Consider the following 13,043-nt stretch of genomic DNA (forward strand, 5'->3'; position numbering starts at 1 on the left):
GATTACTAACTCAAGTTTCATGAGCAATATTACTTTGCAACATTTATCTTAATTAGCTATAAAGAGGGAAAAATACTATTAATTAGGATAAGGGCATGCAAAGCACAGCCTTAGATAAAAGTCAAGATTTTCAACTTGTTGGGAATGATGATGTTGCCGAGCAGCCAACAATTAATGCAACTCAAGAAATAAAAGACAGTGTTACTCCAGAGATTATAATCGCACTTTGTGGGCCAATTGGTTCACCGCTACATGAGACTGCTGAGCAGATATCATTCTCGCTGAAAAAATATGGCTATAAAACATATGACATACGTTTGAGTGATCTAATCCGGATTAATTCAAAAGATACAAAAATTAATATTGATGAAAGCACTGAGCTAAAGAAATTCAAGTCACTGATAACTGTGGGTGATAAACTTCGTGAAATTTACGGTAGTGATATTCTTGCAAAATTAGCTATTGCTAAAATTAGCGCCGAGCGTAAAAAAAACTTTGGTGAGTTTGATGATATTGTCAACGAATCCAGCAAAGGGGAAGCGAGTAAGATTAAAAATCAAAAAATTTGTCATATTATTGACTCAGTTAAAAACTCCTCTGAGCTTGAGTTGTTGAAATCAATCTATGGAAAAATGATTTTCTCTATAGGTGTGTTCTCCCCTTTAGAGGCAAGGCGTGAAAATCTTTCAAAAATTAATAGCCTAAGCGTTGAAGATATTGCTGAACTAATCAATACCGATTCTGGTGAAGAGTTCGACCATGGGCAATCAGTTAGAGACACTTTCCCGAAATGTGATTACTTTTTGCGGGTTGATAGTGGGTTGGCAGAGCCAGGAAATGCCGAGGCTAAAGGCCAAATTCTATCTAAACTGGAACGTTTCTTTAAGCTAATTTTTAGGAGTTCAGTTATATCACCGACTGAAGAGGAAAATGCAATGTATGCAGCCACCTCAGCGGCTCGTAATTCTGCATGTCTATCAAGACAAGTTGGTGCTGCAGTAACATCTTCATCTGGAGAACTTCTTTCTACCGGTTGGAATGATGTGCCTCGTAATGGTGGTGGCCTCTATGGTAAACAATCTATCCGCTTAAAAGTTATTGATCCTGATCATCGTTGTTATGCTTTACAAAATAGAAATTGCTCGAATGATGCAGAAAAGAGAATATTGGCTGAAGTTGTCATTGATAGCCTTTTACAGAAAAAAATAATCCCTGTAAAAAAAAGAGAAGCTGCAATTCAAACCATTATAAAAAACTCACGATTAAAAGATTTAATAGAATTTTCAAGAGCGGTTCATGCAGAAATGCACGCGATTCTTGGCGCATCTCGTGTGGCAGGAGAAAGAATTTTAGGCGGGAAAATATTTGTAACAACCTATCCATGCCATTCCTGCGCAAGGCATATTATCGCTTCTGGTATCTCTGAAGTATATTTCATTGAACCGTATAGAAAAAGCTTAGCTCTTAAGCTTCATTCGGATGCGATGACCGAATCAGTAATCGAGACGGATGAAAAAGTGAAGTTGATACAATTTGATGGAGTAGCTCCAACTAGGTTTCTTGAGCTTTTTGAATCTGGATCTCGAAAATCTAAAGCTGGGGTGCTAGAGTTAGCGACAGAGGGTGCGGCTATGCCTGTGGATAGCGTTAGTCTCAAGGCGATTCCTAAATTAGAACAGGTAGTTATTGCTGAAGTTGATAGTAATAAACTTAACTTGTTGAGGCTTGAGTGATTTATATGAAAAAAAACGACAGAAACCAGTTGGAACTACCTATATTAACAGAAGTTATTATAGGAACAATCCACTCGAACACGAGAAGTGTCCAACACACTGCTCAACCGTCTACATGTGAGAGTGAGTATGTCGAACTTGCAGGTTCTGAAGATATTGAGATTTATCAATCGATTAGCAACGCTTACTTCAGGGCCTTATCTACTCAGAAACGTTAGTCAATTGCCATGATTTAGGCTCCGTTTTGGATAAGGATTGGTTTGGGATACGCATGTCCTTTTTGCTACATGCGTATCTATAAGCAGAAATTAGATTAATTATTTTACAACATTTATTTTAATGGCTGATGTGGACTGCCCCCACACCCGTAGACAAATTCTGTCCTCACTACGATGCCTGTTCAAAGGCTTCCGGACTGATGCCGCCGGGATGGCTGCCCTGGTCTGAGTGTGCGATGACCTCGCCGTCAGGTTTACGAGCGCCAGCTCCCGTAACAACGTAGGTTTCATCGACCAGCCGACCACGTTACGGGCGAAGAGATCGATAACCGCCGCCAGATACAGCCAGCCCTACCAGGTGCGGACATAAGTAATATCGGTAACCCAGACCTGATTGGCCCGAACAACAGTAAACTGGCGCTGCACGCGATTAGGGGCAACCACTGAGGGGCGGCCAGCGATACGACGCGGAACTTTATAGCCACGTAAGGCTTTAATCCGGTTCAGTTGCATAATAAGACCCATCCGGTTTTTGCCGCAGGTTTCACCGATTTCATTCAGATCGCCATGAACCGGACGATAGCCATATACGCCACCGCTCAGTGAAAAGGCATCGCGGATGAGCGTCAGCAGACGCTGGTTATCTTTATTCCGCCAGAGACCGGATTATGAACCCACGCATAAAACCCGGCCCGAGAACATTAATTAAGAATCAACTCTGACCTGAAAATACTTCCGAATTGCAACGTCGCGGTTTGCTCGTCATCCTGAATAGTGTTAGCCCCCATCATATCGATCCAATGGTTACGAGATGGGTCGATTAGCGTCTCAATGGTTGGCTGCTCTCTGAGCAAATCGATGGCATCCACATTCATTCCTTGCCTTACGGTAACTTTTGAAATCATATCGTCATAAATATAGATCGGTCTCGGCAACTGGAAAGTAACCTCTCGACCTCGATAGCGACCGCCGAAAAGATGAGCTCTTGAGGTGCTTTCCAGCAATTCTTCGCGTGCGCGTCGGTCGCGATCTGCAAGAAACTCTATACGCTTTTTATCTGTTTTTTTTGTCGATGGGGGCATGGCTTGCGGTTTCCCGAAAGGCGCGGCTACCGCCTCTGCCGCTGTTTCAAAGCCTGTCGACCGAAGCAGTTTGGCCATTACGCCACGGGTTGCGGCGTCCTTTACAAACTCCATTTCACTTTCGGTAATAATTACAGGATCTTCAGGTTCTGGATCAATGATCTTCAGGTGACTTGGATTACCGTCCTCAATGCCGATACTAAGACCTGATACCAACCTCTGCCCTGTATGCCCTGGTGGGAACTTTATTGAAAGTTTCTGGGATATGCCCGAATCGATTTGGCGATCCCTGAAAGCCTCGCCAGATTGAGTTCCCTTACATTCTATAACGTGCCATTTTCCATCGTACCCATGTACCACGAAGTCAGGCGTCTTATTTGGCCCTCGCTTTGCGGTGCGATGCTGGTATGCGCCATGGCTTGCGCCGTAGCGCTGCAAAAAATAGCGGCCATCGACAATATCAACCAATGGTAAATTTTTCATGAGCCAGACCATTGGCACTCCCATTCCGAAGTCATCACTTAGAATAGTTTTCTGATGCGCATCAAGATCTGCATAGCTTCTTGTCAAGCGGAGATCCTGGTCTCGGGGCGTGATCGCTGCCAAATATCTCACCCACGCCCAGAATTCTGCAAGCGAAACACCTGTGACAGAAGTCGGCGTTGTCAGGTAACCGATGATTAATAACATCGAGTTGATGTTCAAATTGAAGGAGCTGCTGCCTGCGGTGAAAGCAGCCGGAAAACTGGGAATCTTGCCGATCCCTGGCCAACTGGATTTATCAACATGAACATCGATCGTACGGTACATTGCGAGTGATCCTCTCTAAAAAGCTGGGTGCCAATATTAGTGACCTGCTTCCCGTTCAATAAAATACATCAATACCAGTCATGCCCACCTTGACGGTGGTTGGCATTACCAACTTCCGCTTTTCGCTCAAAGCTGCCCACCGGTTCTACCCCTAGAACCTGCCAGCCCACCCCTGAACCAATCCCCCCCTCGCCAATCACGCCCCCGAATTTTCGCTTTAAATATAGCCATTCGTTTATCTACCTCCGAATGGCTGAGATAAACCGCGGTGCCGTTTTTTAAGCGTGCAAAGGCGGCATCCACCCTTTCACGCAACGCTTGCTCCAGCAACATCGCCTCTACGTCCAGTTCAGGTTTATTCCGCTGTTCCACTTCCATCTCCTCCCTTGAGATAGCGTCAAGTCACGAATCCGTTACACCAACCCCATCCCCACCACGCCGGTCAGTGCGCCGCACAGCGCCACCAGCGCCGCCGTCAGGCATAGCGCCCGGGCGGAGAAGGCTTTGTTGAGCATCAGCAGCGAAGGCAGGCTGACCGCCGGCAGGGTCATCAGCAGCGCCAGCGCCGGGCCGGCGCCCATGCCCGCCAGCATCATGGTCTGCACGATCGGGATCTCCGCCGCGGTGGGGATAACGAACAGGCAGCCGACGATCGCCAGGCCGATGATCCACAGCAGGCTATTGTCGACGGCGCCGTCGGCGTGCGGGAACAGCCAGACCCGCGCCGCGCCTAGCGCCAGCACCGCCAGCACGTAGATCGGGATGGTCGACCAAAACAGCGCCCACAGCGCTTTGCCCCAGCGGGCGAGGAACGGCTGCTCGTCGCTCTGCGCCATCATCACCGGCGGCTGCGGCGCGGCGGGCTGCGGATCGTTGGCGGTCACGCGCTGCACCAGCCAGGCGATGCCCAGCACCATCACCACGCCCGCCACCAGACGGATGGCGGCGAACGGCCAACCGAGCACAAATCCCATAAACACCAGCGTCGCCGGGTTCAATACCGGGTTGGCGAGCCAAAAGGCCAGCGCGGCGCCGCTGGATACCGACTGGCGGCGCATGCCGGCGGCAACCGGTGCGGCGCAGCAGGTGCACATCATGCCCGGCAGTGCGATCAGCGCCCCCAGCACGGTGCCGGAAAAACGCCGGTGGCCGAGCGTGCGCGCCAGCCAGTCGCGCGGGATCAGCACCTGCACCAGCGAACCTAACAGCACCCCGAGCAGCGCCGCCTTCCATACCGCGGTGAAGTAGACCAGCGCGTACTGCCAGGCCGCCAGCCAGGGGCTCGCGGCGCCGTCGGCCAGGATAGATTTGCCGATCGAGTGGCTGTCCGCCGCCACGAAGGCCTTGCCGTAGTAAGGCTGCCATTTGACGTAGTAGAGGCCAACGGCCACCACCAGCAGAAACAGGATCGGTTTCCACAGCGGCCAGGCGCGTGGGGCGTGTTCAGGGGCGTTCAGAGGTTGCGGCATGGTAGCGGCCAGAGTCAGTCAACAGTGGCGCCAGCATAGCGCGCCGCCGCCGCCCGTGCACGCCCGGGCTGTCCTAAATAGTTCATCTGTTCGCCACCGACGCGTAACGCGATTGTCATCTGCGCCCGGCACCATGATGCCGACGTGAAGACCACAGGGTAGACGCCCGATGAAACGCACCGCTTCCGCCTTCATCGCACCGCCATCGGCATGACGAGGTTTTTATTATGATGGAGTTATCTAGACATCCGACCACTTACCCCACCCGCTATCAGCAGATCGCCGCACAGCTGGAACAGGAGCTGCGCACGCAGTACCGCTGCGGCGACTACCTGCCTTCGGAACAGCAGCTGGCCGAACGTTACCAGGTCAATCGCCACACCCTGCGCCGCGCGGTGGATCAGCTGGTGGAGCGCGGCTGGCTGCAGCGCCGCCACGGCGTCGGCATTCTGGTGCTGATGCGGCCTTACGACTACCCGCTGCACGCCAACACCCGCTTCAGCCAGAACCTGTTCGAGCAGGGCAGCCACCCCACCAGTGAGCGCTTACTCGCTGTCTTGCGCCCGTGCAATGGGCATGTCGCCAGCGCACTCTCGCGTGAAGAAGGCGAAATGGTGATCCACCTGCGCACCCTGCGCCGGGTCAACGGCGTGCCGATGAGCGTGATCGACCACTATCTGCCCGATCTGGAGTGGTGGCCGGCGCTGCAGCAGTTCCACAGCGGTTCGCTGCACCAGTTTATCGAACAGCACCTCCGGCAGCCGCTGGCCCGCCGCCAGACGCGCATCAGCGCGCGCCGCGCGCAGGCCAAAGAGAGCCGGCTGCTGGAGATCGCCACCCACGCGCCGCTGCTGTGCGTGCGCACCCTTAACGTCCGCAGCGGCGGTGAAGAGGTGGCGGAATACTCCGTCAGCCTGGCCCGCGCCGACATGATTGAACTGACGATGGAGCACTGAATGCACGCCTTAGAGTCGAGACAACGCTGGATGTCGGTGCTGGCGCACAGCCGGCCCGAGCAGCTGCGCAGCCACTGGCAGGCGCTGAACCTCAGCCCGGGTTACCGCAGCATCCGCGCGCCGGAGATCGGCTTGGCCCAGCTGCAGGGGCGCATGGGCGCCACCGGCCGCCGCTTCGTGCTGGGGGACATGACGGTCACCCGCGCGGTGGTGCAGCTGGACAACGGCGGCTACGGCTACAGCTACATCGCCGGGCGCGACAAGGCGCACGCCGAGCTGTGCGCGCTGGCCGATGCGCTGCTGCAACAGCCGGAGCACGGCGAACGCCTGCAACAACAGCTGATCGCGCCGCTGGCCGCGCTGCAGCACGAACAGCGCCAGCTGCGCGCCCGGGCGATCGCCGCCAGCCGGGTGGACTTCTTTACGCTGGTGCGAGGGGATTAAGCCATGAGTTTATTGACCGGTTTTGAACAACCGATAGACCAATCGCAGCACGCTTTCCGTTTGATTCTTAAAGCCTTAAGCGAACCGGGCCACCGGGTGACGCTGCCGAACGGCCCAGCCTGGGCGCCGCTGAACGCCGCCAGCACCGCCGCGCTGCTGACGCTGGCCGATCAGGAAACGCCGCTGCAGCTGTGCGCTGCGCTTAAAAGTGAGCAAGTGCTAACAAACATTCGTTTTCACAGCGGCGCGCCGCTGGCCGCCACGGCGCAGGAGGTCTGTTTTGCCCTGTTCGATGAACAGCTGCAGGCCGCCGATCTGCAGGCGTTGCCGCACGGCACTGAAATTTCGCCGGAGTTCAGCGCCACGGTCATCGTGCAGCTCGCCGAGCTGGAGAACGGCGCCGCGCTGCGCCTGACCGGCCCCGGCATCGAGAAGCAACGCCTGATAGCGCCGCGCCTGCCGCCGGCGCTGCTGGATTATCTCGTCAACCGCCCGCAGCGCTTCCCGCTGGGGCTGGATATCTTGCTGACCTGCGGCGATCGCCTGCTGGCGATCCCGCGGACCACCCGCGTGGAGGTGTGCTGATGTACGTAGCGGTAAAAGGGGGCGAAAAAGCCATTGAGGCCGCCCATCAGCTGCAGGAACAGCTGCGGCGCGGCGACGAGGCGCTGCCGGCGATCGGCGCGGAACAAATCGAACAGCAGCTGGGGCTGGCGGTGGATCGGGTGATGACCGAAGGCGGCATCTACGATCGCGAACTGGCGGCGCTGGCCATCAAACAGGCCAGCGGCGATCTGGTGGAGGCGATCTTCCTGCTGCGCGCCTATCGCACCACCCTGCCGCGCCTGGCGGTCAGCGAGCCGCTGGCCAGCGAAAACATGCGGCTGGAGCGGCGCATCTCGGCGGTTTACAAGGACTTGCCCGGCGGGCAGGTGCTGGGGCCGACCTATGACTACACCCACCGGCTGCTGGATTTCGCGCTGCTGGCGGAAGGCGAGGCGCCGCGCGCGCCGCAGGCCGACGAACCGCTGCCGGACAACTGCAGCCACGTGTTCGATCTGTTGTGTCGACAGCAACTGGCGCGGGAGGAACAGGACGACGGCAGCGCGCCGGACGACATCACCCGCAACCCACCGGTCTACCCCTGCTCGCGCTCGGCGCGCCTGCAGCAGCTGGTGCGCGGCGACGAAGGCTTCCTGCTGGCGCTCGGCTACGCCACCCAGCGCGGCTACGGCCGCAACCACCCGTTCGCCGGCGAGATCCGCACCGGCCACGTTTCGGTGGAGATCGTGCCTGAAGAGCTCGGCTTCGCCATCGATATCGGCGAAATCCTGCTGACCGAGTGCGAAATGGTCAACGGCTTCGTCGATCCCAAGGACCATCCGCCGCACTTCACCCGCGGTTACGGGCTGGTGTTCGGCCGCGCCGAACGCAAGGCGATGGCGATGGCGTTGGTGGATCGCGCATTGCAGAGCCCCGACTACGGCGAAGGCGTCGCCGGCCCCGCGCAGGACGAAGAGTTCGTGCTGGCCCACGCCGACAACGTCGAGGCCGCCGGCTTCGTCTCCCATCTCAAGCTGCCGCACTACGTCGACTTCCAGGCCGAACTGGAACTGCTCAAGCGGCTGCGGCAGGAATACAGCGAGCATCAGGAGGCCCGCGATGAGTGAAGTATTGACCGGCTATAACCTCGGTTATCTGGACGAGCAGACCAAGCGCATGATCCGCCGCGCTATCCTCAAGGCGGTGGCGATCCCCGGCTATCAGGTGCCGTTCGGCGGCCGCGAGATGCCGATGCCCTACGGCTGGGGCACCGGCGGCATTCAGCTCACCGCCAGCGTCATCGGCCGCGCCGACGTGCTGAAGGTGATCGACCAGGGCGCCGACGACACCACCAACGCGGTGTCGATCCGCCGCTTCTTCCAGCGCGTCGCCGGGGTGGAAACCACCGAACGCACGCCGGAGGCCACCCTAATCCAGACCCGTCACCGCATTCCGGAAACCGCGCTGCGCGAAGACCAGATCCTGATCTATCAGGTGCCGATCCCGGAGCCGCTGCGCTTTATCGAACCGCGCGAAACCGAGACCCGCAAGATGCACGCGCTGGAGGAGTATGGCGTGATGCAGGTGAAGCTGTATGAAGACATCGCGCGCTACGGCCATATCGCCACCACCTACGCCTACCCGGTGAAGGTCAACGATCGCTACGTGATGGATCCGTCGCCGATCCCGAAATTCGACAACCCGAAAATGCACATGATGCCGGCGCTGCAGCTGTTCGGCGCCGGGCGCGAGAAACGCATCTACGCCCTGCCGCCGTTCACCAAGGTGGAGAGCCTGGACTTCGACGACCATCCGTTCAGCGTGCAGCAGTGGGACGAACCCTGCGCGCTGTGCGGCTCGCGCCACAGCTATCTGGACGAGGTGGTGCTCGACGATCGGGGCAACCGCATGTTCGTCTGTTCGGACACCGACTACTGCCGGCAGCAGCTGGCGCAATCTTCGCAAGAGGCGCAGCACTGATGACTTCCACCCCATTGAGCACCACCCCGCTGCTGTCGGTGAAGCGGCTCACCCACCTGTACGCCCCCAGCAAGGGCTTCAGCGACGTGTCGTTCGACATCTACCCCGGTGAAGTGCTGGGCATCGTCGGCGAATCCGGCTCCGGCAAAACCACGCTGCTGAAGTCGATCTCGGCGCGGCTGGCGCCGCAGCGCGGGCAGATCCTTTACCGCCCGCAGGCGGACCAGGAACACGATCTGTACGCCATGGCGGAGAGCGATCGCCGCCGCCTGCTGCGCACCGACTGGGGCGTGGTGCACCAGCACCCGCTCGACGGGCTGCGGCCGCAGGTCTCCGCCGGCGGCAACATCGGCGAGCGGCTGATGGCCATCGGCCAGCGCCACTATGGCGACATTCGCCGCCAGGCCGGCCAGTGGCTGGAAGACGTCGAAATCCCGCTGTCGCGCCTCGACGATCTGCCGACCACCTTCTCCGGCGGCATGCAGCAGCGGCTGCAGATCGCCCGCAACCTGGTCACCCACCCCAAGCTGGTGTTTATGGATGAGCCGACCGGCGGGCTGGACGTGTCGGTGCAGGCGCGCCTGCTCGATCTGCTGCGCAACCTGGTGGTGGAGATGCAGCTGGCGGCGGTGATCGTCACCCACGATCTCGGCGTGGCGCGGCTGCTGGCCCACCGCCTGCTGGTGATGAAACAGGGCGAAGTGGTGGAGAGCGGCCTGACCGATCGGGTGCTCGACGATCCGCACCATCCTTACACCCAGCTGCTGGTTTCTTCGGTGCTGTCGTAACCCAAGGCGATAACAGATGACTATGCAAATCCGAGTTGAACATCTCAGTAAAACCTTTGTGCTGCATCAGCAGTACGGCACCCGCCTGCCGGTGCTGCACGACGCCAACCTGACGGTCCACGGCGGCGAATGCGTGGTGCTGCACGGCCACTCCGGCAGCGGCAAATCCACCCTGCTGCGCTCGCTGTACGCCAACTACCTGCCGGACAGCGGCCATATCTGGATCAACCACCAGGGCGACTGGCTGGACATGGTCAGCGCCGACGCGCGCCAAATTCTGGCGGTGCGCCGCCATACGCTGGGCTGGGTCAGCCAGTTCCTGCGGGTGATCCCGCGCATTAGCGCGCTGGAGGTGGTGATGCAGCCGCTGCTGGAACAGGGCGTCGAGCGCGCCGAGTGCCGCGAACGCGCCGAAGCGCTGCTCGCCGCGCTCAACGTGCCGCAGCGCCTGTGGCCGCTGGCGCCGTCCACCTTCTCCGGCGGCGAGCAGCAGCGGGTGAACATCGCGCGCGGCTTTATCGTCGATTACCCGATCCTGTTGCTGGACGAACCGACCGCTTCGCTCGACAGCCGCAACAGCGCGGCGGTGGTGCAGCTTATCGAACGCGCCAAGGCGCGCGGCGCGGCGATCGTCGGCATTTTCCATGATGAAGGCGTCCGCCGACAGGTCGCCGACCGGCTTTATGACATGCAGGCGCTGGAGGCCCTCTGATGATCGTCAATAACGTTAAGCTGGTGCTGGATGACCAGGTGGTGCAAGGCTCGCTGGAGATGCAGGACGGCGTGATCCGCAGCTTCGCCGACGGCCCGAGCCGGCTGCCGCAGGCGCTGGACGGCGACGGCGGCTGGCTGCTGCCGGGGCTGATCGAGCTGCATACCGACAACCTGGACAAGTTCTTTACCCCGCGCCCGAACGTCGACTGGCCGGCCCATTCGGCGATGAGCAGCCACGACGCGCTGATGGTGGCCAACGGCATCACCACGGTGCTGGACGCGGTGGCGATCGGCGACGTGCGCGACGGCGGCCACCGGCTGGAAAACCTGCAGAAGATGATCGACGCGGTGATCCACAGCCAGCGCGCCGGGGTGAACCGCGCCGAGCACCGGCTGCACCTGCGCTGCGAGCTGCCGCACGAGAGCACGCTGCCGCTGTTCGAACAGCTGATGGACAAGCCGGGCGTGTCGCTAGTGTCGCTGATGGACCACTCGCCGGGCCAGCGCCAGTTCGCCTCGCGCGAAAAGTACCGCGAATATTATCAGGGCAAATACCACCTCAACGATCAGCAGATGAGCGAGTACGAGGCGCAGCAGGTCGCCCTGTCCGCCCGCTGGGCCGCGCCGAACCGCGAGGCGATCGCCGCCCACTGCCGCGCGCGCCGCATCTCGCTGGCCAGCCATGACGACGCCACCGCCGCGCACGTGGCCGAATCCTGCGCGCTGGGCAGCGCCATCGCCGAGTTCCCCACCACCGAGGCGGCCGCCCGCGCTTCGCACCAGCAGGGCCTGCAGGTGCTGATGGGCGCGCCGAACATCGTGCGCGGCGGCTCCCATTCCGGCAACGTGGCGGCGCACCACCTGGCGGCGCTGGGGGTGCTGGATATTCTCTCTTCCGATTATTACCCGGCCAGCCTGCTGGACGCGGCGTTTCGCCTCGCGGTGGACGAGCGCAACGCCTACGATCTGCCCCAGGCGGTGCGCATGATCACCCGCAACCCGGCGCGGGCGCTGGATCTGCAGGATCGCGGCGCCATCGCCGAAGGATTGCGGGCGGATCTGGTGCTGGCGCGGCCGCACGGCGAGCACGTTTACGTGCAGAACGTGTGGCGTCAGGGCAGGCAGGTGTTCTGATGGCGCGGCTCATCTATCTGATGGGGCCTTCCGGCGCAGGCAAGGACAGCCTGCTGGCCGCGCTGCGGGCCGACGCCGACCGCGCGCCGCTGGTGGCGCACCGTTACATCACCCGGCCGGCGGACGCCGGCTGCGAGAATCACATCGCGCTGAGCGAACCCGAATTTCTGCGCCGCCGCGCCAAGGGGCTGTTCGCGCTCGACTGGCAGGCCCACCAGCAGCGCTACGCGTTCGGGATCGAAGTGGATCTTTGGCTGCTGCAGGGGATCGACGTAGCGGTCAACGGTTCACGCGCCCACCTGCCGCAGGCGCAGCAGCGCTACGGTGCACAGCTGCTGCCGGTATGCCTGCAGGTCAACGCCGCGATCCTGCGCCGGCGCCTGCAGGATCGGGGGCGGGAAAGCGCTGAACAGATCGAGCAGCGGCTGGCGCGGGCGGCGGAATATCAGCAGAGTCTGCCCGCCGGCTGCCGGGTGCTGCACAACGACGGCCCACTCGACGATACCCTGGCGGCGCTGCTGGCGCTGCTGCCTACCGCCACCCGACAAGCTCAGGATGCGACGCCATGAACGACTTTGCCCAGCCGAAAATCGGCGACAACGTGACCCTTAACCGCACCCGGCTTGGCCAATATGTGCACCTGGCCGACGATGCGATCCTGGAAGAGGTGGAGATGGGGGACTACTCCTACACCGCCGGGCACAACCAGATCTTTTACGCCACTATCGGCAAGTTCGTCTCCATCGCCTCCTATGCGCGCATCAATCCCGGCAACCACCCGACCTACCAGCGCATCGCGCAGCATCACTTCACCTACCGCGCTTCCGAATACGGGCTGGGGGAAGACGACGCGGCGTTCTTCGACTGGCGGCGCGAGCACCATGTCACCGTCGGCCACGACGTGTGGATCGGCCATAACGCCATCCTGATGCCGGGCGTCAGCGTCGGCAACGGCGCGGTGATCGGCAGCGCGGCAGTGGTTACCAAGGACGTGGAGCCTTACAGCATCGTCGCCGGCGTGGCGGCCAAAAAGATCGGCATGCGCTTTGACGACGCGCTGATCGAGCGTATCGAACGCAGCCAGTGGTGGCACTGGGATCACGCCACGCTGCAGGCGCGGCTGGCGGATTTTCGCGACATCAACCGCTTTGCGCAGAAGTACCTTTAACGGA

At 59.5% G+C, this 13,043-nt stretch carries 14 protein-coding genes and 1 pseudogene; 11 read left to right on the top strand and 4 right to left on the bottom strand.

Annotated elements, in window-relative coordinates; all coding sequences use genetic code 11:
* Nucleotides 1-95: 95 nt before the first annotated feature.
* Nucleotides 96-1,733, top strand: coding sequence for an anti-phage dCTP deaminase (locus CRO23_RS21505; RefSeq protein ID WP_097102894.1), 1,638 nt, complete (start codon nt 96-98; stop codon nt 1,731-1,733).
* Nucleotides 1,734-2,123: 390 nt separating this feature from the next.
* On the opposite strand, the pseudogene CRO23_RS21510 reads toward CRO23_RS21505, so the two are convergent.
* The 4 genes and pseudogenes from CRO23_RS21510 to CRO23_RS21525 all read right to left on the bottom strand — a co-directional run.
* A pseudogene (locus tag CRO23_RS21510) lies at nt 2,124-2,649 on the bottom strand (DDE-type integrase/transposase/recombinase); the annotation flags it as partial.
* A gap of 3 nt (nt 2,650-2,652) precedes the next feature.
* Nucleotides 2,653-3,843 carry a hypothetical protein gene (locus tag CRO23_RS21515; RefSeq protein WP_197775203.1) on the bottom strand — a complete coding sequence of 397 codons (1,191 nt, stop codon included), beginning with the start codon at nt 3,841-3,843 and terminating at the stop codon, nt 2,653-2,655.
* A 126-nt stretch (nt 3,844-3,969) separates the two neighbouring features.
* The gene (locus CRO23_RS21520; RefSeq protein WP_255253517.1) at nt 3,970-4,221 is read right to left on the bottom strand and encodes a hypothetical protein; all 252 of its coding nucleotides are present in this window, start codon (nt 4,219-4,221) and stop codon (nt 3,970-3,972) included.
* A 35-nt stretch (nt 4,222-4,256) separates the two neighbouring features.
* Nucleotides 4,257-5,312, bottom strand: coding sequence for a permease (locus CRO23_RS21525; RefSeq protein WP_097102896.1), 1,056 nt, complete (start codon nt 5,310-5,312; stop codon nt 4,257-4,259).
* Nucleotides 5,313-5,539: 227 nt separating this feature from the next.
* Between CRO23_RS21525 and phnF the strand changes: the two genes are divergently transcribed.
* From phnF to CRO23_RS21575, 10 genes are read left to right on the top strand one after another with little or no spacing between them, the layout of a single operon-like run.
* A complete protein-coding gene (gene phnF, locus CRO23_RS21530) occupies nt 5,540-6,268 on the top strand; it encodes a phosphonate metabolism transcriptional regulator PhnF (protein ID WP_176519330.1) in 729 nt (242 codons plus the stop codon).
* On the top strand, nt 6,269-6,712 hold the full coding sequence (gene phnG / locus CRO23_RS21535) for a phosphonate C-P lyase system protein PhnG (RefSeq protein ID WP_016929298.1): 444 nt from the start codon (nt 6,269-6,271) through the stop codon (nt 6,710-6,712).
* 3 nt (nt 6,713-6,715) lie between these two features.
* Nucleotides 6,716-7,297: a phosphonate C-P lyase system protein PhnH gene (gene phnH, locus CRO23_RS21540; protein ID WP_079450007.1), complete on the top strand. Its 582-nt coding sequence runs from the start codon at nt 6,716-6,718 to the stop codon at nt 7,295-7,297.
* Nucleotides 7,297-8,382, top strand: coding sequence for a carbon-phosphorus lyase complex subunit PhnI (locus CRO23_RS21545; protein ID WP_079450006.1), 1,086 nt, complete (start codon nt 7,297-7,299; stop codon nt 8,380-8,382). The genes phnH and CRO23_RS21545 overlap by 1 nt, the downstream gene beginning before the upstream one ends.
* On the top strand, nt 8,375-9,235 hold the full coding sequence (locus CRO23_RS21550; protein ID WP_004933420.1) for an alpha-D-ribose 1-methylphosphonate 5-phosphate C-P-lyase PhnJ: 861 nt from the start codon (nt 8,375-8,377) through the stop codon (nt 9,233-9,235). Before CRO23_RS21545 ends, CRO23_RS21550 begins: the two co-directional genes overlap by 8 nt.
* Nucleotides 9,235-10,023: a phosphonate C-P lyase system protein PhnK gene (gene phnK, locus CRO23_RS21555; protein WP_079451151.1), complete on the top strand. Its 789-nt coding sequence runs from the start codon at nt 9,235-9,237 to the stop codon at nt 10,021-10,023. Before CRO23_RS21550 ends, phnK begins: the two co-directional genes overlap by 1 nt.
* A gap of 16 nt (nt 10,024-10,039) precedes the next feature.
* The gene (gene phnL, locus CRO23_RS21560) at nt 10,040-10,735 is read left to right on the top strand and encodes a phosphonate C-P lyase system protein PhnL (protein ID WP_097102898.1); all 696 of its coding nucleotides are present in this window, start codon (nt 10,040-10,042) and stop codon (nt 10,733-10,735) included.
* A complete protein-coding gene (gene phnM / locus CRO23_RS21565) occupies nt 10,735-11,871 on the top strand; it encodes an alpha-D-ribose 1-methylphosphonate 5-triphosphate diphosphatase (protein WP_016929304.1) in 1,137 nt (378 codons plus the stop codon). Before phnL ends, phnM begins: the two co-directional genes overlap by 1 nt.
* On the top strand, nt 11,871-12,440 hold the full coding sequence (gene phnN / locus CRO23_RS21570; protein WP_016929305.1) for a ribose 1,5-bisphosphokinase: 570 nt from the start codon (nt 11,871-11,873) through the stop codon (nt 12,438-12,440). Before phnM ends, phnN begins: the two co-directional genes overlap by 1 nt.
* Nucleotides 12,437-13,039 carry a DapH/DapD/GlmU-related protein gene (locus CRO23_RS21575; protein WP_015376431.1) on the top strand — a complete coding sequence of 201 codons (603 nt, stop codon included), beginning with the start codon at nt 12,437-12,439 and terminating at the stop codon, nt 13,037-13,039. The genes phnN and CRO23_RS21575 overlap by 4 nt, the downstream gene beginning before the upstream one ends.
* Nucleotides 13,040-13,043 lie beyond the last annotated feature (4 nt).

The sequence above is a fragment of the Serratia sp. JKS296 genome (assembly GCF_900215445.1).
GTDB classification, from domain to species: Bacteria; Pseudomonadota; Gammaproteobacteria; order Enterobacterales; family Enterobacteriaceae; genus Serratia; species Serratia marcescens.

What these genes read in the sequence shown, in the direction of transcription:
- CRO23_RS21505 (WP_097102894.1), top strand. Translation starts at nt 96, where the DNA reads ATGCAAAGCACAGCCTTAGATAAAAGTCAAGATTTTCAACTTGTTGGG.
- CRO23_RS21515 (WP_197775203.1), bottom strand. Translation starts at nt 3,843, where the DNA reads ATGTACCGTACGATCGATGTTCATGTTGATAAATCCAGTTGGCCAGGG.
- CRO23_RS21520 (WP_255253517.1), bottom strand. Translation starts at nt 4,221, where the DNA reads ATGGAAGTGGAACAGCGGAATAAACCTGAACTGGACGTAGAGGCGATG.
- CRO23_RS21525 (WP_097102896.1), bottom strand. Translation starts at nt 5,312, where the DNA reads ATGCCGCAACCTCTGAACGCCCCTGAACACGCCCCACGCGCCTGGCCG.
- phnF (WP_176519330.1), top strand. Translation starts at nt 5,540, where the DNA reads ATGATGGAGTTATCTAGACATCCGACCACTTACCCCACCCGCTATCAG.
- phnG (WP_016929298.1), top strand. Translation starts at nt 6,269, where the DNA reads ATGCACGCCTTAGAGTCGAGACAACGCTGGATGTCGGTGCTGGCGCAC.
- phnH (WP_079450007.1), top strand. Translation starts at nt 6,716, where the DNA reads ATGAGTTTATTGACCGGTTTTGAACAACCGATAGACCAATCGCAGCAC.
- CRO23_RS21545 (WP_079450006.1), top strand. Translation starts at nt 7,297, where the DNA reads ATGTACGTAGCGGTAAAAGGGGGCGAAAAAGCCATTGAGGCCGCCCAT.
- CRO23_RS21550 (WP_004933420.1), top strand. Translation starts at nt 8,375, where the DNA reads ATGAGTGAAGTATTGACCGGCTATAACCTCGGTTATCTGGACGAGCAG.
- phnK (WP_079451151.1), top strand. Translation starts at nt 9,235, where the DNA reads ATGACTTCCACCCCATTGAGCACCACCCCGCTGCTGTCGGTGAAGCGG.
- phnL (WP_097102898.1), top strand. Translation starts at nt 10,040, where the DNA reads ATGACTATGCAAATCCGAGTTGAACATCTCAGTAAAACCTTTGTGCTG.
- phnM (WP_016929304.1), top strand. Translation starts at nt 10,735, where the DNA reads ATGATCGTCAATAACGTTAAGCTGGTGCTGGATGACCAGGTGGTGCAA.
- phnN (WP_016929305.1), top strand. Translation starts at nt 11,871, where the DNA reads ATGGCGCGGCTCATCTATCTGATGGGGCCTTCCGGCGCAGGCAAGGAC.
- CRO23_RS21575 (WP_015376431.1), top strand. Translation starts at nt 12,437, where the DNA reads ATGAACGACTTTGCCCAGCCGAAAATCGGCGACAACGTGACCCTTAAC.